At 41.0% G+C, this 23,012-nt stretch carries 18 protein-coding genes and 1 tRNA gene; 11 read left to right on the forward strand and 8 right to left on the reverse strand.

Annotated features, from left to right (window positions below; all coding sequences use genetic code 11):
- Positions 1 to 49: 49 nt before the first annotated feature.
- Positions 50 to 1,411, reverse strand: a complete 1,362-nt coding sequence (gene lpdA / locus VYJ22_RS09205; RefSeq protein ID WP_329903705.1) for a dihydrolipoyl dehydrogenase — start codon at positions 1,409 to 1,411, stop codon at positions 50 to 52.
- A 261-nt stretch (positions 1,412 to 1,672) separates the two neighbouring features.
- On the opposite strand from lpdA, the gene VYJ22_RS09210 reads away from it, so the two are divergent.
- The 10 genes from VYJ22_RS09210 (at position 1,673) to VYJ22_RS09255 (ending at position 13,742) form a co-directional block, all read left to right on the forward strand.
- Positions 1,673 to 3,562 carry a glycoside hydrolase family 35 protein gene (locus VYJ22_RS09210; protein WP_329903707.1) on the forward strand — a complete coding sequence of 630 codons (1,890 nt, stop codon included), beginning with the start codon at positions 1,673 to 1,675 and terminating at the stop codon, positions 3,560 to 3,562.
- A 1,343-nt stretch (positions 3,563 to 4,905) separates the two neighbouring features.
- The gene (gene glmS / locus VYJ22_RS09215) at positions 4,906 to 5,319 is read left to right on the forward strand and encodes a methylaspartate mutase subunit S (protein WP_329903709.1); all 414 of its coding nucleotides are present in this window, start codon (positions 4,906 to 4,908) and stop codon (positions 5,317 to 5,319) included.
- A gap of 3 nt (positions 5,320 to 5,322) precedes the next feature.
- Entirely contained in the window at positions 5,323 to 6,708 is a 1,386-nt protein-coding gene (gene glmL, locus VYJ22_RS09220) for a methylaspartate mutase accessory protein GlmL (RefSeq protein WP_329903711.1), read from the forward strand.
- 39 nt (positions 6,709 to 6,747) lie between these two features.
- Positions 6,748 to 8,202 carry a methylaspartate mutase subunit E gene (locus VYJ22_RS09225; RefSeq protein WP_329903712.1) on the forward strand — a complete coding sequence of 485 codons (1,455 nt, stop codon included), beginning with the start codon at positions 6,748 to 6,750 and terminating at the stop codon, positions 8,200 to 8,202.
- Between the two features lie 169 nt (positions 8,203 to 8,371).
- Positions 8,372 to 9,616, forward strand: coding sequence for a methylaspartate ammonia-lyase (locus VYJ22_RS09230; RefSeq protein ID WP_329903713.1), 1,245 nt, complete (start codon positions 8,372 to 8,374; stop codon positions 9,614 to 9,616).
- Between the two features lie 19 nt (positions 9,617 to 9,635).
- Positions 9,636 to 10,994 (forward strand): acyclic terpene utilization AtuA family protein, encoded by a 1,359-nt coding sequence (locus tag VYJ22_RS09235; protein ID WP_329905608.1) that lies wholly within the window; start codon positions 9,636 to 9,638, stop codon positions 10,992 to 10,994.
- Between the two features lie 11 nt (positions 10,995 to 11,005).
- Positions 11,006 to 11,323 carry a DUF4387 domain-containing protein gene (locus VYJ22_RS09240; protein ID WP_329903715.1) on the forward strand — a complete coding sequence of 106 codons (318 nt, stop codon included), beginning with the start codon at positions 11,006 to 11,008 and terminating at the stop codon, positions 11,321 to 11,323.
- A 52-nt stretch (positions 11,324 to 11,375) separates the two neighbouring features.
- Positions 11,376 to 12,314: an alanine-tRNA synthetase second additional domain-containing protein gene (locus tag VYJ22_RS09245; protein WP_329905609.1), complete on the forward strand. Its 939-nt coding sequence runs from the start codon at positions 11,376 to 11,378 to the stop codon at positions 12,312 to 12,314.
- Positions 12,315 to 12,322: 8 nt separating this feature from the next.
- Complete coding sequence (locus VYJ22_RS09250) at positions 12,323 to 13,165, forward strand: fumarate hydratase (RefSeq protein WP_329903716.1); 843 nt, start codon at positions 12,323 to 12,325, stop codon at positions 13,163 to 13,165.
- 19 nt (positions 13,166 to 13,184) lie between these two features.
- Positions 13,185 to 13,742 (forward strand): Fe-S-containing hydro-lyase, encoded by a 558-nt coding sequence (locus VYJ22_RS09255; protein WP_329903717.1) that lies wholly within the window; start codon positions 13,185 to 13,187, stop codon positions 13,740 to 13,742.
- 294 nt (positions 13,743 to 14,036) lie between these two features.
- Here VYJ22_RS09255 and VYJ22_RS09260 read toward each other — a convergent pair.
- From VYJ22_RS09260 to VYJ22_RS09290, 7 genes are all read right to left on the reverse strand, one after another.
- Positions 14,037 to 14,107: transfer RNA gene (locus tag VYJ22_RS09260), tRNA-Gln, on the reverse strand.
- Positions 14,108 to 14,344: 237 nt separating this feature from the next.
- A complete protein-coding gene (locus tag VYJ22_RS09265) occupies positions 14,345 to 16,723 on the reverse strand; it encodes a patatin-like phospholipase family protein (protein WP_329903718.1) in 2,379 nt (792 codons plus the stop codon).
- Positions 16,724 to 17,485: 762 nt separating this feature from the next.
- Complete coding sequence (locus VYJ22_RS09270; protein ID WP_329903719.1) at positions 17,486 to 18,028, reverse strand: 2-oxoacid:acceptor oxidoreductase family protein; 543 nt, start codon at positions 18,026 to 18,028, stop codon at positions 17,486 to 17,488.
- 21 nt (positions 18,029 to 18,049) lie between these two features.
- On the reverse strand, positions 18,050 to 18,814 hold the full coding sequence (locus tag VYJ22_RS09275; RefSeq protein ID WP_329903721.1) for a thiamine pyrophosphate-dependent enzyme: 765 nt from the start codon (positions 18,812 to 18,814) through the stop codon (positions 18,050 to 18,052).
- Between the two features lie 16 nt (positions 18,815 to 18,830).
- Positions 18,831 to 19,007, reverse strand: coding sequence for a hypothetical protein (locus tag VYJ22_RS09280; protein ID WP_329903723.1), 177 nt, complete (start codon positions 19,005 to 19,007; stop codon positions 18,831 to 18,833).
- Positions 19,008 to 19,069: 62 nt separating this feature from the next.
- The gene (locus tag VYJ22_RS09285; protein ID WP_329903724.1) at positions 19,070 to 20,152 is read right to left on the reverse strand and encodes a 3-methyl-2-oxobutanoate dehydrogenase subunit VorB; all 1,083 of its coding nucleotides are present in this window, start codon (positions 20,150 to 20,152) and stop codon (positions 19,070 to 19,072) included.
- 23 nt (positions 20,153 to 20,175) lie between these two features.
- A complete protein-coding gene (locus VYJ22_RS09290) occupies positions 20,176 to 20,403 on the reverse strand; it encodes a 4Fe-4S binding protein (protein ID WP_329903726.1) in 228 nt (75 codons plus the stop codon).
- Between the two features lie 418 nt (positions 20,404 to 20,821).
- On the opposite strand from VYJ22_RS09290, the gene VYJ22_RS09295 reads away from it, so the two are divergent.
- On the forward strand, positions 20,822 to 23,011 hold the full coding sequence (locus tag VYJ22_RS09295; protein ID WP_329903728.1) for a glutamine synthetase III family protein: 2,190 nt from the start codon (positions 20,822 to 20,824) through the stop codon (positions 23,009 to 23,011).
- Position 23,012 lies beyond the last annotated feature (1 nt).

The raw sequence follows: 23,012 nt of genomic DNA on the forward strand, positions 1-23,012 counted from the left end.
CAGCCTTTGCAAGCTGCTCTTATTTTCAAAAAATGTAACAAACAATAAGTTATCGCATTTTGTGCGGGAAAGTATTGTGATGTATTATTTCACTGATAGTCGGGTGAGGGAATACGATGCGACTAAATGTTTCGGCATCCATCTTTTGCTCTATGGCTATAGTGATATTAGTGAGGATCTCTGAAGTGGTATTACCTAGAAGATGACCACCAATAATAATTTCATTCTCGTCAAGAATTAATTTGCAAATACCTTGCACCATCTCATTTTCGATAACGAATCTTCCCGAGTAAGTCATCGGGATTTTGCGTACTTCGTATTTTATGCCGGCTTCTTTGAGCTCCCGCTCTGTTTTACCCACACTGGAGACTTCCGGATCAGTATATACCACAGCTGGTATAGCATCATAATGCATATGATCCTTTCTTCCCAAAAGATGATTTACAGCCACTTGCCCCTCACGACTTGCAGTGTGCGCCAGCAAAGAGAAACCCGTAATATCACCGCATGCATAAACATTGGGATCCGATGTCTGCATATGTTCATTGACTTTGACTCCTCCTTTTATGACTTCCAAGCCCAAATTTTCGAGTCCGAATCCTGCGAGTATAGGTCTACGTCCCACACTCACCATTATTCTTTCCGATTCTATCTCCAACTTACCTTCTTCATTTTCAGCAAAGACCTTACCGGCTTCTACTGCTGTGACTTTGGTGTTGAGGTAAAACTTCACTCCTTTCTTGGCAAATGTAGACTGTAACTCCTCTGAGAGTTCTTCGTCCATCGGCCCTAATATCTTAGGCAACATCTCCACTACAGTGACCTTAGTACCCAAGGTAGAAAAGAAAGAGACAAATTCCATACCTATAACTCCCCCACCTATAACGGTGAGTGATGCCGGGACTTCTTTGTTTTCGAGAGCTTCTTTCGAAGTCCAATAGTCTATGCCGTCAAGGCCTTTGATGGGTGGAATAAAAGTTTCACTACCGGTAGCAATAATAAGTTTCGAAGATTTATAAACCTCTCCATCCAACTCCACCTCATAGTGTCCATCACTGTCTTTGCCCTTGATGTAAGCGCTACCTTCTACCAACTTCACACCTTTTTCCACAAATCCTTGTTTGATGCCCGCTCCGAATTTTTTTAGTATCTTATTCTTTCGAGCCATCAGCTTGGGCAGATCCAAGGCAGGGTCAGTAGCAGATATAGCGTATTTGCGACCATCAAGCATCTTGGAATAAATATGTGCCGAATGAAGAAGTGTTTTTGTGGGTACACAACCTTCATTAAGGCATACTCCGCCCACAGCTTTTTTTTCAAAAATCACAACCGATAGTCCATTGAGACTTGCATATTCCGCGGCATTAGAGCCCCCGGGACCGGCTCCTATAATTGCTAAATCGTAAATCATGGGATATGTATTAGTGTTATATTAACAAATTCTATTTCCCTTTTGGGCATACCTACCCAAAAGCCATGCTAATATAACGCATATTTTATCATCAGCAATATTTTTTACAGGAATATCGGCTTATATAACCACCCAACATCAACAAATAAGGTCATCCGAAAAGAATATTCATAAAAAAACATATGATGCCAATTTATTAAAGAATAATAATTAGTTTTGTAACCAGCGCATTATTAAAACTTATAATAAAAACAAACAGGTATGAATAGAAAGCTCGGTGTTTTGTTAGCATCAATACTTTTGACCATTTCACCCTTATTTTCTCAAGTGCAGAAAAAGCACACTTTCGAAATCAAAAACGGAAATTTTCTGTACGACGGTAAACCTACACAAATCCATTCAGGAGAAATGCACTATGCTCGTATCCCTCATCAGTACTGGAGACACAGAATGCAAATGATCAAAGGATTGGGATTAAATGCAGTAGCGACTTACGTTTTTTGGAACAATCATGAGATAGCACCTGATCAATGGGACTTCAAAGGTGACAGGGATTTGGCACAATTTATCAAAACAGCGGGAGAAGAAGGCCTCATGGTAATACTTCGTCCCGGGCCTTACACCTGTGCCGAATGGGAGTTCGGAGGCTACCCTTGGTGGCTTCAGAATATCAAAGGACTCGAAATCAGACGAGACAACCCCGAGTTTCTCAAACGTACTCAAAAATACATAAACAGACTGGCTCAAGAGACTAAAAATCTACAAATTACTCATGGAGGACCTATCGTGATGGTACAAGTAGAAAACGAATTCGGATCCTACGTAGCACAACGTCCCGACATTCCTCTCGAAGAGCACCGCGCATATAATGCAGCTATCAAAAAGCAACTTATCGAAGCAGGATTCGATGTCCCAACATTTACATCAGACGGTAGCTGGCTCTTCAAGGGTGGAGCTACACCTGGAGCTCTACCTACAGCAAACGGTGAGAGTAATATCGAAAATCTCAAAAAGGTTGTCAATGAATATCATGATGGAAAAGGGCCCTATATGGTTGCTGAGTTTTATCCCGGTTGGTTGAGCCACTGGGCAGAGCCTTTCCCCGAAGTAAGTGCGTCAGAAATTGCCAAACAAACTGAAAAATACTTGAAAAACAATATATCTTTCAATTTTTATATGGTGCATGGAGGTACTAACTTTGGATTCACTTCAGGCGCTAACTACGATAAAAAGCATGATCTCCAGCCTGATCTAACAAGTTATGACTACGATGCACCCATCTCTGAAGCAGGCTGGGTAACTCCCAAATATGACTCTATACGTAATGTGATCAAGAAACATGTTTCGTACAAAGTTCCAGAAGCACCCAAGCCCATCCCTGTTATAGAAATCCCTGAAATCAGACTTCAGAAAGCATATAATGTGCTGGACATGGCAGCAACACTCCAACCAGTAAGCAATGACAAGCCCATGAGCTTCGAAGAGCTCAATCAGGGCTATGGCTATGTGCTTTATACACGTAAATTTAACCAGCCTATAAGCGGTAAATTGGAAATCAAAGGTCTCAGAGACTATGCTGTGGTTTATGTAAACGGAGAAAAAGTAGGAGAACTCAACAGGGTTTTCAATAATTACAGTATGGATATAGAAATTCCTTTCAACTCCACACTGCAAATTTTGGTGGAAAACTTCGGTCGCATCAATTATGGTCCTGAGATTATCCATAATAATAAGGGTATCATCTCCCCCGTAAAAATCAATGCTATGGAAATATCCGGCGATTGGAAGATGTACCGCTTACCTATGGAAGAGGCTCCTTATGCATCACTGTATAAATCAGTAAAACCCGACAACGTCAAAAACGCTACCAAACTAAAAGATATGCCCACTGTGTACGAAGGAACTTTCAATCTGAAAGAAACCGGTGATACATTCGTCGATATGAAAAACTGGGGCAAAGGTATCATATTTGTCAATGGAAAGAACCTTGGCCGTTACTGGAAAGTAGGTCCTCAACAGACCTTATACCTTCCGGGTGTATGGCTCAAGAAAGGAGAAAACAAGATTGTTATCTTCGAGCAACTCAATGAAAAAGTACATACAAATCTCCATACGGTAAAAACACCCATATTAAAAGATTTGTCGCTCTAAAACAATCTTTTGCACTGAACAACACTTTACTTGAGGGCTGACAACTATTGTCAGCCCTCCTTTATTATAGCCTTAAGAAATACAAAAAAACTAAATTTGAGTTTACAAAAAAAACAAAATACAATCTGTCAAAAAGAGATAAAAATAGAATTAAGCTAAGCAGAAATTACAAAAAAACAGAAGATATACTACCCTTTTGATACAGCTAATTTGCATAATACAGCCCCTCGTAGTATACATAGACTGTAGATTTCTCTTTTAGTTATGTCATGATATTTTCTTAGTTACCATTCAATATTTTCTTAACTAAGCAATATCATTTTCTTAGTTAGAAAAATACCGCAATCCAGTTAGAAATTTAGAGGAACGTAGTTAAGAAAAAATAGAGATTAATAACTTGAAAAAAAAAATCCGTAAATGGATCTACGGATTCCATTCACGGATATATTATCAATATTTTGAGGTATTTCTTACATTCTGACAATTTGATATCTCAACTTGATATTGTAGTTTTGACAAAATGATAGTTACTACTTATTCTATAATACGAAGTATACATCATAAACCTACACCTCTGTGAAGAAAAATTCCAAAGAGTTGCATTGTTAAATGTAGTAAAATATAGTATCTGCTTGTATATTGATCTCATATTCTATAAACGAAGTATAAATAATAAGTATAAACAGTTCATGACAAAGATACAACATCGCACCCCCCTTTGTCAAGAGGGAAGCCTTATTTTTAATATTTTTTACTCCCTGTAGATTCATCATTTCGTGACGACTCAGTAGATAAATTTTTTACTACCATTATTGAGCCTGTTGCAAAAGTCAACAGTCTTGTGGATTTTGGAGGCAAAGCCGACAAAAGACACTTTGACCGGGCTGAGAGGGTAAAGTGCAAGGCGCTAAGAGTGAGTGCACAGGGAGTTTACTTCAGGTAAATGACCTAGCGCGAATCTCGCAAGCAACGAAGCAATTGGCCTGCTATGCAACGGTCTCTTGTTGTGATTTATTGAGCTAAAGTTTACGATGAAGAGAGGTTGATGAGATTTTCGTATTAAATAAGAGTTGCCTGTCCCATCCCAATACCCTTTGGCTATAGACTCCTATTCACAAGACCGCCCTTTGTAAAACAAAAGACAAAACACAGGCTAATTTTTATTACCACACACCACATAAGCCACATCCAGAAGCCTCCATTTTGTTATTAAAGAAAAAAATCAAAAATATTTTATAAAAAGGCATTCAATATCAGTTATAAAATATACCTTTGTCAAAGCATAGAAGGCATAAACACAAGCATAGAAAAAAGAGTAGGATCTAACCAATTTGACAATACTTATGAATGGGAAAACTGTGGTTACCGGCGTCATAGGTGCGGATGCACACGCTGTTGGTAACAAGATAATTGCATTTGCTCTTGAGCAAGTAGGATTTAAGGTCGTTAACCTTGGAGTAATGGTTTCGCAAGAAGAATACATAGAAGCAGCCATAGAAACCAATGCAGACGCCATCTTAGTTTCATCACTTTACGGACATGGAGAGATTGACTGCAACGGACTTAGAGAAAAGTGCGATGAAGCCGGCCTTAATAATATCCCCATATTGGCAGGGGGTAATCTCGTTGTGGGCAAACAAAACTTTGAAGAAGTAGAAAAAAGATTTCTTGCCATGGGATTTAATCAGGTATATCCACCGGGCACTCCTATAGAGACCACAATAGAAGACCTCAAAAAAATACTTAAGATTGCATAGATTATGAGGTATTTGACTGTTGATTTCGGCAGTACCTATACCAAGTTGACGGCAATTGACGGAGATAAAAGAGAAGTTGTAGGTACTGCGTCGGCTTTTACAACCATTGATACGGATGTAATGGATGGTTTCAATTGTGCCCAAAAGAAGTTGGAAGATCAGATCGGGATATTCCGATATGACCAATTGCTATGTTGCAGCAGTGCGGCAGGGGGACTCAAGATGGTAGCTTTGGGGCTTGTACCGGACCTTACAGCAAAAGCAGCCAAGACTGCTGCTGCCAGTGCCGGAGCCAAGGTGATGAAGACTTACTCCTTCGAAATAAGTAAAGCTGAGCAACAGGAGATTTACGAGATCAATCCCGACCTTGTTTTGCTCTGCGGAGGAACTGACGGAGGCAACAAACAGGTAATCATAACCAATGCCCGTAAACTCTGTGAGATAAAAAGGCCATTCTCAACCATTATAGCAGGGAATAAAAGTGCGATGGATGAGATAGAAGAGATATTTGCAGCGTCGGGAAAAGATTATGTTATCACAGATAATGTGATGCCTGAGTTCAATAAACTCTGCATCGATCCCGCAAAAGAATGTATCAAAAACCTGTTTATCACCAAAATCATTGATGCCAAAGGCTTGAGCAGAGTACAGGAAATGACATCCTACAAAATAATACCCACTCCTTTGGCTGTAATGAATGGCTGTGAACTATACAGCAAAGGCACAAAAACCCAAACGGGGCATGGGGATGTAATGGCTATAGATATAGGAGGAGCTACCACAGATGTATATTCTATGTCATGGGGTAATCCTACCATAGAAGGTACTATGATCAAGGGAATACCCGAGCCTTACAGCAAACGCACAGTTGAGGGTGACCTGGGTATGCGTTACAGTCTCAAACATGTATTGGATGCCGTAGACACATCCGGAATAGCTTTAGATCTGGGAGTAAGTGAAGATGATATAAGTACCAGAGTAAACATCTGCACTGCACAACCTGAGCTTTTAGCCGAAAGGGGAAGTATAGAAGAGAAAATAGAGGAAAGGCTGGCGCGCGAGGCTGTATCGATAGCGACACAAAGGCACTGTGGGACGCTGATAAGTGTGTACACTCCCATGGGGCAGATATATACCCTTACAGGCAAAGACCTGATGGAAATCCCCGGGGTAATAGGCATAGGAGGTGTCCTGATCAATAGCCCCAACCCGGCAGAGATATTGCAAGGAGCTACCTACAACCTACAAACACCGGAATGTGCCAAACCGAGAAAACCGAGATTCTTCTTGGACAAAAGGTACATCTTTGCATCCATGGGGCTACTTTGTAAAGTGGATCCTGACCTGGCATTACACATATTGAACACAGAGATTACAGCAATAGAATAGAAAGCATAAAAAAAACAAATCTAAACACGAGACTAATTCATGGAGGTAAAAAACACAAAAATTACCGAAGCAGACTTCTTTGCCCAACGCAAAGAGGTGCTGGAGCAATGGCCTACGGGAAAAGGTGTGGATTTTGAAGAAGCAGTAGCATATCAAAAATCAATCCATCCGGACAGACGATTCGGTGCAAAACTTGAAAAGGCGGCACAAGAAGGAGTAACCCTCATTCAACCTCGAGCAGGAGTAGCACTTTATACGGAACATATCAAATTACTTCAATATCTTGAAACGGAAGGAGAGGCAGATCTTTTACCCTCGACTGTAGATAGCTATACCCGACTCAATAGATACAACGAAGCAGAAACCGGTATCGAAAAAAGCAAGGAAACCGGACGTTCCATGCTCAATGGCTTTCCGATTGTCAACTATGGGGTGGATATCTGTAGAACAGTAACCTCTGCTTTGTCAAGTCCTGTACAGGTAAGGCATGGTACTCCCGATGCCCGCTTACTTACGGAGATTTCTATAGCCGGAGGTTTTACTTCTTATGAAGGTGGAGGTATTTCTTACAATATTCCTTATTCCAAAAATCACTCCTTAGAGAAAACCATTGCCCACTGGCAGTATGCTGATAGATTGGTAGGGCTGTATGAGGAGGCAGGAGTATCCATCAATCGTGAGCCCTTCGGGCCTCTCACCGGCACCCTAATACCCCCTTGCATATCCAATGCTGTAGCTATCATAGAATCTTTATTAGCAGCGACCCAAGGAGTCAAAGATATTACGGTAGGCTATGGACAATGTGGTAACCTTATTCAGGATATTGCTGCAGTAAGATCGCTCAAGCTTCTTACAGAAAGCTACCTTTCCAAATACGGATTCAAGGATGTAAGGATTACAACCGTATTCCATCAATGGATGGGTGGTTTCCCGCAAGACGAATCCAAGGCCTTCGGGGTAATATCTTGGGGAGCTGCCGCCGCCGCATTGGCAAAGGCTACTAAAGTAATTGTAAAGACTCCGCATGAAGCTATGGGTGTTCCCACCAAAGAAGCCAACGCTTCAGGACTGAGAGCCACAAAACAAGTTATATCAATGCTCAGGGATCAGGACTTGAGAGAGATACCCGAAGTAATCAAAGAAAGCAAGATTATCGAAGAGGAAGTCAAGTGTATCCTGGACAAAGTGGAAGAGCTGGGCAAAGGAGACTTTGCCTTGGGAACCATAGCAGCATTTGAGGCGGGGGTATTGGATATACCTTTTGCTCCAAGCCGATTCAACGCCGGTAAAGTGATGCCGGCAAGGGATAATTCCGGAGCAATAAGGATTTTGGAAATGGGTAATCTGCCGCTTTCAAAATCACTCAAAGATTTTCACAGAATGAAACTGGAGCAAAGGGCTGCACAGGAAAAGAGAGAAGTGAGTTTCCAGATGGTCATCGATGATGTCTATGCTATAGGCAAAGGTTTTCTTGTAGGTCGTCCCAATAGCTGATAAAAGCATACCTGTTAATTTCTATATTAAGTGTTGTCCGCCGAGGAGCTTTGTCCTTTTCGATGAAATCTTGAGAAAAGCGGAGCTCCGAAAGCGGATATCCCCGAAGCATAATAAAAACAATAAGACATCTCTATAGGTAAGAGAGTCAAACAAAACAACATATATCATGAAGATTAAAAAAGTAATTTGTTCACCGGGAAAAACCGGATTCTTTTTTGACGATCAAAAATCTATCAAAGCAGGCGCAAAAAACGATGGGAACTTCTACAGAGGAGAGGTAATGACACCGGGATTTAGCGCTGTGCGACAAATGGGAGAATCAATCTCCGTTATGTTTATTCTTGAAAACGGGTCTATTGCTTTCGGCGACTGTGCAGCAGTACAATACTCGGGAGCAGGTGGGCGTGATCCGCTGTTCCTTGCAGAAAACTTTATTCCTATCATAGAAAAAGAAATAGCTCCTATATATGAAGGTAAAGAGATCACTACTTTCCGAGAAATGGCTGATATCGTAGATAAGATGAAAAGCCCTTCCACCGGTAAAATATACCATACGGCTATCAGATATGGTATTACGCAGGCTTGCCTTGATGCTGTAGCAAAAAGCAAAAACAAACTCATGGCACAAGTGGTAGCTGAGGAATACGGCACAGAGGTTTCCGAGGTGATGATCCCCATCTTTACGCAGTCCGGTGACGATCGTTATCTCAACGCAGATAAAATGATCATGAAAGGAGCAGCAGTATTACCTCATGCCCTGTTCAATCACGTGGAAGATAAAGTAGGATGGAAAGGCGAAAAAATCAGGGACTACATAGAGTGGCTGAGAAACAGAATACTAAGCCTGAAACCTTATGAAGACTATAATCCCACACTACATATAGATGTATATGGTACACTGGGGATTGTTTTCGATAATGATTTCAAAAAAATAGCGGATTATATCTGCGAACTTGCAGAGGTGGCTTGTCCCTTCAAATTGCGTGTGGAGGGGCCGGTAGATATGGGCGAGAAACAAAAACAAATCGAAGCCTTAGCTGAAATACGCAGGCTTATGGATGCTCAGGGTACTGATGCACAAATTGTAGCCGACGAATGGTGCAATACACTGGAAGATATCCAAGATTTCACTACTGCCAAGGCAGGACATATGGCACAAATCAAAACTCCTGATTTGGGTGGTATCAACAACTCGATCGAAGCCGTGATCTATTGTAAACAAAACGATATGGGGGCTTATCTCGGAGGAACCTGTAATGAAACGAATAGGTCTGCAGAGGTATGCGCGCACATAGCTATGGCTACCTCTCCAATTCAATATCTTGCCAAGCCCGGTATGGGAGTGGATGAAGGATACATGATTGTATTCAATGAAATGAGCAGAATACTTGCTCTCAAGGATCAACTATAAATCAAATAAAAGTACTATGATGGATGAAATAAGAGTATTGTCACCTACCGCCATTTTGGGGTATGGGTTCCCTGAAGAGTCTTTTAGAGAGGGAATGAAGCGTAATCCGCATGTGATAGCAGTAGACGCAGGATCTACAGATCCCGGGCCTTATTACCTGGGTGCGGGTATATCTTTTACGGATCGCAATGCTGTGAAGAGAGACTTGTCTATTATGATACCGGCAGCATTGGAAGCCAAAATACCTGTAATCATAGGTACGGCGGGCGGATGCGGAGGTCACCCTCATGTAGCGATCACAGTGGATATAATCAAGGAGATAGCAGCCGAGAAGAATATCAAATTCAAAATGGCTGTGTTAGAGTCTGAATTTGACAAGGAGTATATCAAAGAAAAATTGAGAAAAGGGGATATCACCCCACTCCATCCGGCAAAAGAAATAGACGAAACAGATGTAGAGCAGGCTGTAAGAATAGTGGCTCAAATGGGTGACGAGCCTTATATAAATGCTCTGAATGAGGGTGCTCAGGTTATTTTGGCAGGTAGGTCTTATGACCCGTCGGTATTCTCGGCGTTGGCTATTAGAGAGGGATTTGACAAGGGGCTTGCTATACACATGGGTAAGATACTGGAATGCGCTGCCATTACTTGTATGCCGGGAAGCGGCAGTGACTGTATGTTTGGATATCTGCGCAAAGACAGTTTTGTACTCGAGCCTCTATCGACCTTGCGTAAGTGTACAACATTGTCTGTAGCAGCACATACTTTGTATGAAAAAACAAATCCGTACTTATTGCCCGGCCCCGGGGGAGCCATTGACTTACACAACTCCACTTTTACCCAAATCACGGATAACATGGTAGAAGTAAAAGGAAGTAAATTCGTGCCTACAGAAGATTACTATGTAAAACTCGAAGGCGTACGCAAAGTAGGTTACAGAACAATATCACCCGCCGCTGCTAAGGATCCTGTGATGATCGCCAATATCGATACAATAGTAGAGAAGGTAAAAGAAAGAGTTGTCAATAATTTTGAGAATTTCGGTCTCATAGACTTCTTCCTCGACTTTAAGATCTACGGTAAGAAAGGAGTTATGCACATGTTTCCCAATACACCTGAGTCGCATAGTGATGAACTTATGATTATCATAGAGGCGGTAGCTCCCACTCAAGAACAAGCCAATACAATCTGTAGCTTCGCACGTAGCACTATGCTCCACTACGGATATGAAGGACGCATATCCACTGCAGGAAATCTGGCATTCCCATTCTCTCCGTCAGATTGCAAAGTGGGAGAAGTATATGAATTCAACATCTATCATCTCATGAAAGTGGATGACCCCGTATCACTATTCCCTGTGACTTATATGGATATTTAACAATGAAAGTTATGGAACACAAGCTTATTGATATAGCTTCTGTCATCAGAAGTAAAAACTCAGGGCCTTATGAATTGACATTTGATGTTATATTCAAAGACTTTGACACGTACAATGAAGTGAAATCGGCAAAAGCCATCAACGAACAAAACTTTTGCGCCCTCTACGGCATACCCGAAACAGATATAATAAACCTGATCTATTTCGACCCGGCCAAAGCTGTAAAAATAACCATAGTAAGGCCTATACCTTCCGGGGCGTTGGGCGAAACAGACGTTTACGGAGCTCAACAACATGCTCCCCTTATGGGTATGACGGTGGAATATTAGAATAGAATAACTATAAATACAATAAAAGATGACTACTATGAGGTGTCATAATATGCAAAATCTACTGCAAGAGTATTCGGTATCGGCTCAGTACTTTGCTCCAAGGGGTAAAGATAGATTGATATTCTTGGGCGAGCAGATCGCACAGAAGCACTTGATGTATTCTGATAGACTCATAGGTATCGTAGGAGATGCCGGATCCGGGAAATCATCACTTATCAAAGGGATGTTTCCCGGTCTGGAACTATCGAATGACGATGATGTAATCAATCCTCGCAAAATAATGCAGGCAAGAGACTTCATCACCGATGGTATAGGCGATGCATATACCTATCACCTGGATATCAGATTTCAGATGGCTTTTACCCAAATGTCAGAAATCGTTGACTATGTAAGGGAAATACTCAATCAAGGAAGAAGGGCTGTCATTGAGCATTTCAACTTGATATATCCCTACCTGGGTGAAAACGCTGATATTATTATAGGGATAGGAGAGGAAATCATTGTCACGCGTCCCAGCGTTTTCGGGCCTTCGCCTTCGTGCATTTATGATATTGTACATACGTCATTGAAATATAGAAAAATGTCACATACTGCCGAAGAACTTACAGCTTTGGCTCTGATCAGCGAATGTGGGATAACATTGAACCAGTTCTACAGCTCCGACATTCGCTATGGTTTTGTATTGCGATTCTATGAAAACGTTGATATTGATTTTGAAAAAGTATCCAATAAGGTCAAAGAATTGATCAAGGCTGATCTGGATGTTTCTTATGTAGATGAAAAACATATCAGAATAGGTGATATTACAGTAAAATGTACAGGTCCCCGCTTACATATGACCTCAACGGGGCAAATCGAGGATTTCGAACTCATAAACAGATTAGTACCTGATCCCAAAAGTAATAGCTACTGCCTGGTAGGCCTTATAGGGAATAACAATACAGACATCGAAAACAGAAATACCACCTACTTCCTTAAAAGAGATTGAAAAAAGCAATGAGAGAAATAAAAGCTCAGGATATCACAACCTTGGTAAGGGATCTCTGTATCCGTGCCAATACAATACTCACACCTGATATTAAAGAAAGTTTTGAAAGATGCTCGCGATGTGAAGCATCTGAATTGGGCAAGAATATCCTGCATACCCTTTTGGAAAACGCAGAAATTGCCAAAACCGAATCAAGTCCTATCTGTCAAGATACAGGTATGACAGTAGTATTTGTTCACCTGGGACAAGATGTACATATCACCAACGGCTATCTCTATGATGCTATTAATGAAGGTGTACGCAGAGGTTATCAAGAGGGTTACTTGAGAAAGTCTGTAGTAAAAGATCCCTTCGAGAGAATAAATACCGGAGACAATACTCCCGCTGTGATTCATTCCGAAATTATACCTGGAGATAGGTTCCATATCACTGTTGCTCCTAAAGGGTTTGGCAGTGAGAATATGAGCCGCCTTGTGATGCTCAAGCCCAGTCAGGGAATTGAAGGAGTAAAGGATTTTGTAATAGAAACGGTATCCAAAGCAGGAGCAAATCCTTGTCCTCCCATTATCGTAGGTGTAGGTATAGGTGGGACTATGGAAAGATGTGCTTTTCTTAGTAAAAAAGCGCTACTCCGCCCTGTAGGCATGGAAAACGATAATCCTCAATTAGCAGAAATCGAAGAGGAACTCCTGCAAAAGATCAACAAACTCGGTATCGGTCCGGCAGGGTTTGGTGGTAGTACTACGGCATTGAGTGTAAATATACTTACAGAAGCTACACATATTGCAGGACTCCCCGTATCCGTAAACATAGGATGTCATGCCACGCGTCATGCCGAAGGCGAGCTCTAACACTAATATTATATCTAAGATGGAACAAAGGATAGAACTGATTACTCCGCTCAGTGACGATGCATTGTCAAAACTTCACGCCGGAGACATGGTATATATTTCAGGAACTATTTATACAGCCCGAGATGCTGCGCATAAAAAAATGTGCGAAATGTTGGAAAAAGGTGAACCTATGCCTTTCGACTTTGACGGAGCTACCGTTTACTATGCCGGTCCATGCCCTGCAAAACCGGGCAAACCTATAGGCTCCGTAGGCCCAACCACAAGTTATCGGATGGATCTTTACTCTCCAAAGCTTATGGAAAAAGGACTCAAAATAATGATAGGCAAAGGGCTCAGAAGCAAAGAGGTTGTCAATGCCATGATCAAGCATGGCGGTGTTTACTTTGCGGCTATCGGCGGTGCTGCCGCACTCATGGCTAAGTGTGTAGAGACTGCTGAAGTGATTGCCTTCGACGAATTGGGGACCGAGGCCGTGCGCAAACTCAAAGTAAACAAACTGCCCGTGATCGTAGCAATAGATAGTATGGGCAACAATATGTATGAAGAGGGACGAAAAAAGTATGAAACCCTATAAAACGGATATTACCCACTCCCTTTGGTCCTGAGGACTACCAACCTTTCGTACTTATATTTCTAAGAGGGGGCGATAATAGACATCCTTTTAGATAATATCTTATTGTATGAGAGTATAACAGTAATTCCGGAATGTGACGATATGAAGTTTTATATACCCCCAAAATAAGAAATATAAAAAGATTATCCTACTATGCCTTGAGTATGAAACAGAGAGTAGCAAGTCACAAATTGAGGAGAATAAAAATAGAGATAAAGCAATAAAGGATACTCATAAGAGTATCCTTTATTATTGTTGTCTCACAAGGATTCGAACCTTGACAAACAGAACCAAAATCTGTTGTGCTACCATTACACCATGAGACAATCCTTAGCATCCGGGAAACCATCTTTCCTGATTGCGATGCAAAGGTAGGTATGTTATTTGAATTATGCAATACTTGAAGACAAAAATATTGAATAAATGCTGTATATATCGGGGATATGTATGGTTGTAATACAAGCAATAGAAAAGCAATCTAAAGCTGATAAAAAACTATTACCTTATAAACTAATGAATTAAAGTTATCCGTAAATAGATTATATTTTCATATAAAGAAAGCTCTAAAATGCATATCCAAAACTAAAGAATAATCTACTTTTGGTAAAGAGGTTATTTTTATTGAAAGATAGTTTTATGGGTCCGAGTAATGACATATAATCTATATCAAGCCCGTAGCCGTAAATAAAATCAGATTTAGCGGTAAACGGATTGAAACTGCCCAGCTCACTACCCAGACTTATTGAGGGGGTTACATAGAGACGTCCTAGCGGGTTATATTGAGCCCCCAGATAAAGGGAAGCAATATTATTGACGGGGTATTCATTGGAACGAAGTCCGGTAAAAATCTGATGATTATCCGGGTTAAAATTGGCATAACCTCCCATATAGAACTTTTGGTTCAAGTAAACATAGCTATCAAAATGGAAATTATCCTTGAAGCTTTTTTTCAAATCGATGTTAATGCCGTAAAAAGCTCTGGCATGCAAAGAAAACTTTTTGGAAAAAGAGCGCACATAATGGTCGTACAATGACAAATGCAATACCTTACCCTTGATTGGATAAAGAGTACTATCAGGAGATAACCATTGGTAAATTGCTTTCTGCACCGGTCCCCATGATGAAACAGCAGATGGCATATGAAAGTGACTGTATAAATAAAGCTTGCTACTGAAAACAAAATTATTACCCTTTGTGGCATAATATTTTTTGTCCAGCGTATTTTGGTCATATATCAAATTTGCTGCAATATGATTCTGTCTATAAATAGACTTTACAAATGGATCTTCTACAATAAGTTTACTTGAAAAGGAGCTTCCCGGTTGCCACAATTTATTGGAAGTGAAGTCAATTCCCAGTCGTAGTTCATTGTTATGATTGATGCTTACACCCGTAAATATCGATGCATTGAAATTACTATTACGAAAACTGATCTCAGCATTGTTATAATATTGTGTAATAAACTTCAGGAAAAGGTCATTACTTTTCTGTACGCTATACCCGACCTGCCCTTTTATCCAAAATTTACCTCCCGGCCCCAAAAGTTTGTAATAATTCAAACGGGCTTTTATTCGTTCTGCCACGTTGAGTTTTGCAGAAAGTCTGGATTGACTCAAAAGAAGATCTCTATATGTGTAATTGAGAATAACTCCAGCCGACTCTTGATTGTCATAGTGAAAAGCGGCATGAAATGTCCCTTGAGGTTTCTTTTTGAGTACAATATTGAGGATGTTGCGTTGCGATATGGAATCTTGGGTATAAGTATAAAAAACTTTGTCACAGCTGTTGTATCCGATGATCTTTTCGGTTATCCGTTGTAGTGCTTCCGAATTATCTATGTCTTTTAAATCTTTGCCTATTATCTTCTGGATAAATCGGGTATCTTGTGTACACAATGGCTCATTCATCTCATCTACAACATTTATGCTATCAATAGTCAAAGATATTTTTTCTATCTTTTTATGCTCATATTTAATACCTTGAGCATTTTGCATAGCTTTTATTTTGAGAAGATTGGGCAATAGTTTACGAGCTTCGCGCTCTCCAATAGCTACAATCTGAGCATGCTTATCAAAGTCAGCACTGGTATACTCCTTGAGACTATCAGAAAAATCGAGCATTAAATTTACATGCCCTTTCTGTTTCTCCACATCTTTTCTGGCACTTAGGGCATAAGCTTGGTTGAGCAGACTTATGGGATTCTTTATTTCATCAGCTGTCCTGAGTCGTGAACCTGTATAACTCCCAATAATATATTGTGCTCCCATATGCATAGCATCTTCCACGGGGAAGTTCCGATCTAGCCCCCCATCAACGAGCGTCTTGCCATCTATTATTGTAGGCGAAAAAGCTCCGGGGATGGATAGGCTGGCTCTTATAGCCAAGGGCAAGTATCCATGATCGAGCACCACAGCCCCACCATTGACAATATCGGAAGCAACCAATGCTAAAGGTATAGGTAGCTTGTTGAAATCGTGGACGCATCTTGAAGAAAAAGTATAGTTCTGAAGTGTTTCCATCAAAAACTGACCTTCGATCAATGAATTTGGCAAAGTGGGCAAACCTCTCTTGATGGGAAACTCAAAAGCATAAGCTTCATAGTCGTCTCTCTCAATCATATGAATGAGATTGTACGGGTGGGTGTTGCTTATAATACGAGACCAATCTACAGTATTTACAATAGCCTTAATACTATCCCCTGAATATCCAATTGAGTATAATCCCCCCATTACAGCCCCCATGGAAGTGCCTGTGATATAGTCTACATGAATCTGTAATGAATCAATCATGCGCAAGAGCCCAATATGGGCCAAACCACGTGCTCCCCCCCCGCTCAGGACTAATCCGTATTTAACAGGAACTGAATCGTGCTGCTTCTGGCCTTCCAGATTGAACGAGAATGCCATGTATATGAGTAAAATTACAGTAAAGATTTTTTTCATACTCTATATGAATCTTATTTTAGAAACTGTTTTGGGTTTTAGGAATGATGCATTTGTTTACATCTTTTATGCTGTTTATTCACCTTTCTCCCGTCTATGAAAGTTCATTTCTCCCGTATAGCCCGCTAACACGGTGCAGAAGAAGTTCCAAAGCCATCAAAAAAGGCTAAAAATTTGCATAAAATGGGGCAAAACAGGTTCTTATATTTTACTGCAAATATAACTATATTTTGGTCCCCCTATGTCTCCTGAAGTATAGGACTCATAACAATAGAGAAAATACAGCAACTAATAAAGAATTGGTAGTCGGAGAGAAGAAAGAAAAGAAGAATAAATGTTAATAAAACAATTCATAACAGCACCTCAGCAAGTACTAACCTTTCCCCACACATCTGATCATGTTGGGATATTAAAACTATCATAGACGGTCCATAATTTTATCATAATAAGTCAATAGACTTATCATAGACGGTCAGGAGACTTATCATAGACGGTCAGGAGACTTATCATAGACGGTCAACAGTTTTATCATAATAAGTCAGGAGACCTATCATAATAGGTCAACAGACTTATCATAATAGGATTTTTACAATTGGAGAATACCCTAAATATAAGCACAGTAAAGCAAAATCTCTGTATATGCCCGAGGGGCACCCGGCTCTGAAATTCCAAAAGTACATAAACAACCATAGAAAAAGGGCTCCTGAAGGAATCATTGCCTTACAGAAAGCCCTTGATATAATGAAAGGAAACAGCTCAGTATCAGAGTTGCTTTACAATCTCTTGTCCTCTTACAATAGCATCAATATTCATAGGGATCAATTTATGATGACGCTCGGGTAGTGATTTTTTTAGACCTTTTTCCACACTCTCCATAGTCACTATAGGAGCTTCTTTGAGTAGGGCACCCAATACAAGCATATTAAATACTTTTTGGTTCCCCATATTATTGGCCTCATCCGTAGCATCGATCTGATAAACTTTGATATCCTGACGTTCCGGCTTGCGATGAATGCCATTGGAATCGAATAGCAAAATACCACCTTTTTTCACCTTAGGTTCAAACTTGTCAAGCGAAGGCTGATTTAGCACAATAACTACGTCGTACTCATTTACTACAGGTGAGCTCACGGGTTCGTCACTCACTATCACGGTAACATTGGAGGTACCACCTCTCTGCTCAGGTCCGTATGAAGGCATCCAGCTAACTTCCTTACCTTCCATAAGACCGGAATATGCCAATATCTTACCCATAGAAAGGACACCCTGTCCTCCGAATCCTGCAATTACTATCTCGTAAGTCATGTCTATTAAGTATGTATAAGGTTAGTCTATCTTTTTCAAATCACCTATCGGATATTTCGCAAACATATGTTCGATCATCCATTCATTAGCTTTCTCAGGCGATTGTTTCCAGCCGGAATTGCAGGTAGAAACGATTTCGATCACCGATGTACCTTTACGAGCCATAGAGTTTTCAAAACCTTTGCGTAGAGCCTGTTTGGCCTTTCTCACACTTGCAGGGTTGTGCACACTTTGGCGTGTTACATAGCAAGTTCCGTCGAGCAGAGCCAAAAGATCCGAAATCTTGAGGGGATAACCATTGAGCTCTACACTACGTCCCTGAGGACATGTAGCTGTTACCATACCTTCGAGGGTAGTAGGAGCCATCTGACCACCGGTCATACCATAGATACCATTATTGACAAAAACAATAACGATGTTTTCGCCACGGTTACAAGCATGAATAGTTTCGGCCGTGCCTATAGCAGCAAGGTCACCATCACCCTGATAAGTGAAAACCATTTTTGAAGGATTCAAGCGCTTTACGGCAGAAGCCAATGCGGGTGCTCTACCGTGAGCAGCTTCTTGCCAGTCGATATCTATGTATTTATATGCAAATACGGCGCACCCTACCGGTGCTATACCGATAGTTTCCTCTTCCATGCCCATCTCACCAACGACCTCGGCAATAAGCTTGTGTATTACTCCATGACTACATCCGGGGCAATAATGCATATTTACATCATTCATGAGTTCCGGTTTCTTGTAAACCAGATTTTCGGGCTTTATAATATCTGAAATATTCATTTTGTGTCTTGTTCTTTTATCGTTTTAGAAATCTTAAAATATAGGTAATAACGCGGAGCACTATGGCTACAATACCTACAGTAATGAATACAGCAGGATATGTTTTGTGCCATATGAAATAGCTGATAAAGGTGATCAATACCAAAAGATAAAAAATGAGAGTCAAAAGACCATCTCTTTCTTTATAATCCATATTCTGTTATTTCTGTGATTATCGTTAGTACCGATGGATAAAATTCTCAAACTTTGCATCCATTAGCAATGAAGCAATTTCTTCAAGTTTTTCAATACTTCATCCGGAGAGAACAACATACCGCCCATACGTCCGTAATGCTCTACAGGGACTTTGCCGTTGACAGCCAAACGAACGTCTTCGACCATCTGGCCCGCATTAAGCTCTACAGTGAGGAATCCCTTGACTCTCTGAGCCAGCTCAGCAATAGGCTTTGTAGGGAAAGGCCACAAGGTAATAGGACGCAACAAACCGACTTTGAGTCCGTTCTCACGTGCGAGCTGTACCGTCTTTTGGCAGATACGAGCCGACGAACCGAATGCCACTAAGATATAGTCGGCATCATCGGTCATATATGTTTCATATCTGACTTCGTTCTCTTCTATTTTTTTATATTTCTCCTGGAAGCGGTGGTTGTTTTCTTCCATAATAGAAGATTCCAATTCCAGTGAAGTAATAATATTGGGTTTGTGTCCTTTCTTACAGCCCTGAGTGGCCCATGGACATTCCTGACGAATTTCTTCCTCGGTACGACGCTCCTGATAAGGAGGCAATACTACTTTTTCCATCATCTGACCGATAATACCATCGGAGAGGATGATAGAAGGATTGCGATATTTGAAAGCCAGTTCTATTCCCAGCGGTACAAAGTCCACCATCTCCTGCACCGAATACGGGGCAAGTGTTATAAGACGATAGTCGCCATGACCACCACCTTTGACTGTTTGGAAATAGTCGGCCTGACTTGGTTGTATAGTGCCCAAACCGGGACCTCCACGCATAACATTGAGTAACAAGCAAGGCAATTCTGCTCCGGCACAATAGCTTATACCTTCTTGCTTGAGACTCATACCCGGGCTGGAAGATGATGTCATCACCTTCTTTCCCGATGCTGCGCCTCCGTATACCATATTTATAGCGGCTACTTCACTCTCCGCTTGTAGTACAACCATCCCTGTAGTGTCCCAAGGATGCTCGTCCATTAAAGTTTCCATTACTTCAGACTGCGGGGTAATTGGGTAACCGAAATAACCGTCCATACCGCATCTTATTGCTGAATGAGCAATAGCTTCATTGCCCTTCATTAATCTGATTTCCTCTGACATATCTCTTCTTTGGATTTTAGATTTTACAATTTTACTTTATACACATCGATGCATGCATCCGGACATACTAATGCACAACTTGCGCATCCGATACAAGCCTCTTCATTCTTCATATAAGAATAATGATATCCTTTGTCGTTGACTTCCTCCGGATGCAGTTCTAATACTTTGGTGGGACATGCGACAACGCATAGGTTGCAACCTTTACATCGCTGCGTGTTGACAACTACTGCCCCTCTAATTTTTGCCATAACTGTCTACTGTTTAAGGTTAAATGATATTTATCTCTTGTGCGATTTTTTCTCATCTAATAAACCCAAAGATATTTATATTTTTTCGATAAATACTGTATTCGATGTATTAATTTGAGTTAAGAGTAAATTGACCATGATTTCGGGTTGAATTATTGAAAATATCACGAACGAATATTTTATTAATACATCTTTATATATACTTCTTAATAAAAAGCAACACTGCAGACCAGATAGAATATTAAATATTTATCTTAAATACTTTTTTCATATTCATATCATACGGTGATATTATAAAAAAGAAATGTGTAGTATATTTGCACATACATTTGGGATAAATAGTCAATCTTGCTATGCGGGCAAGTATGCTCCCCGGTGTTATAAATATCATTATTTGTAATCATTCAAACCCGGAATTATGTCTTTACTTCGCTTTAACGCAGTGGAAGAGGCTGCCAAGAGGAAGCCTGTTACAGCCCACAAAGAGAATCGGTCGGTAGGTGACTACTTTGCCGAAGCCGTTTTTGACAGGAAAACGATGCAGAAATATTTGAGTAACGAAGTATATAAAAAATTATCCCAGCATATTGATAATGGTCAACCTATCGACCGTGATATAGCAGACTCAGTAGCAGCCGGCATGAGAATGTGGGCTTCAAACCAAGGTGTCACTCATTATACACACTGGTTCCAACCACTGACTGACGGTACTGCAGAGAAACATGATGCTTTTGCAACACCGGATGGAAATGGAGGCATGATAGAAGAGTTGAGCGGCAAACTGCTCACCCAACAAGAACCTGACGCAAGTAGCTTCCCCAATGGAGGGCTTAGAAATACTTTCGAAGCTCGCGGATATTCGGCTTGGGATCCGTCTTCTCCCGCTTTTATTGTCGATGACACCCTCTGCATCCCTACTGTATTTATCGCATATACGGGGGAAGCTCTCGACTACAAGACTCCCCTATTACGCTCGTTGGAAGCTTTAGAAAAAGCATCTACACGTGTAGCCCGTTTCTTTTATCCGGAAGTAAATCGCTGTACCACCTTTCTTGGTTGGGAGCAAGAGTATTTTCTCGTGGACGAAGCTCTTTTTGTGGCTCGTCCCGATCTTAGACTTACCGGAAGGACGCTTATGGGGCATGAAAGTGCTAAAAACCAACAGCTCGATGATCACTACTTCGGCTCCATTCCCGAACGTGTACAAGAGTTTATGAAAGATCTTGAGATAGAATGTTACCGCCTGGGTATTCCGCTCAAAACACGACACAATGAAGTTGCTCCGAATCAGTTTGAGCTTGCTCCAATATATGAAGAGTGCAACCTTGCCAATGACCACAATGTACTCCTTATGAGTACAATGAAAAGAGTGGCAAGCCATCACCATTTCAGGATATTGCTGCATGAGAAGCCTTTTGACGGTGTCAATGGATCCGGCAAGCACTGTAACTGGTCTATAGGCACAGATACGGGAGTAAACCTTTTCTCTCCCGGCAAAAACTCGACCGACAATTTGCGTTTCATTTGTTTCATGGCTGTGACCCTCATGGCTGTATACAAAAATGATGCTTTGCTCAAAGCCAGTATTGCCTCTGCCACCAACGCTCATCGATTGGGAGGACATGAAGCTCCGCCTTCCATTATATCCACATTCTTGGGTACGGAAGTATCAGCAATACTCAATAAGTTCATGAATAGTAAACCCAAAGATGCAATCCAATTCGATGCAAAGAAAGGCATTCATCTGGGTGTAGGTCAAATACCCGAATTATTATTGGACAATACGGACAGAAACCGTACCTCTCCATTTGCATTCACAGGGAATAGATTTGAATTCCGTGCTGTAGGCTCGTCAGCCAACTGTGCCAGTGCTATGCTTGCACTATGTACGGCTTTGGCTTACCAAATGAATGACTTTGCAGATCATATCGACGGCCGTGTAAAAAAAGGAGAAAGTGATGAGGAAGCTCTCTATCATGTGATAAGAGAGTATTTGCAAGACTCTGAACCTATCCATTTCGATGGTAATGGGTATAGTGATGAATGGAGAATAGAGGCGGAGCGCCGTGGCCTAAATATAGACACCAACGTACCTTTGTTATATGACTCTTACACAACAGAGCAGTCCATCAAAATCTTCGAAGCTACGGGAGTACTCACCCAAGCAGAACTTGAGGCTCGCAATGAAGTGAAATGGGAGATATATACCAAGAAAGTGCAGATAGAAAGTCGCGTATTAGGAGACTTGTCACTCAATCATATTGTACCGGTAGCCACAAAATATCAGACTATGCTGCTCGACAATGTGGCAAAACTCAAAGACGTATTCCCCGAAGATGAATATGAAAAACTATCCGAAGGGCCAAAAAACTTGATTTCTAAGATGAGTTATCATCTTTCGAATGTACATCGTATGGTTTATGAAATGACGGAAGCCAGAAAAATAGCTAACCAGATTGAAGATCTACGAGGCAGAGCTTTGGCTTATCAGGAGACAGTGTCACCTTACTTGGATCAGATTAGATATCACATCGATCACCTGGAACTTATTGTAGATGACAACATGTGGCCTTTGCCCAAGTATAGGGAACTACTATTTGTACAATAAA

This window comes from Porphyromonas pogonae (assembly GCF_036320655.1).
In the GTDB taxonomy this organism is placed as follows: domain Bacteria; phylum Bacteroidota; class Bacteroidia; order Bacteroidales; family Porphyromonadaceae; genus Porphyromonas; species Porphyromonas pogonae.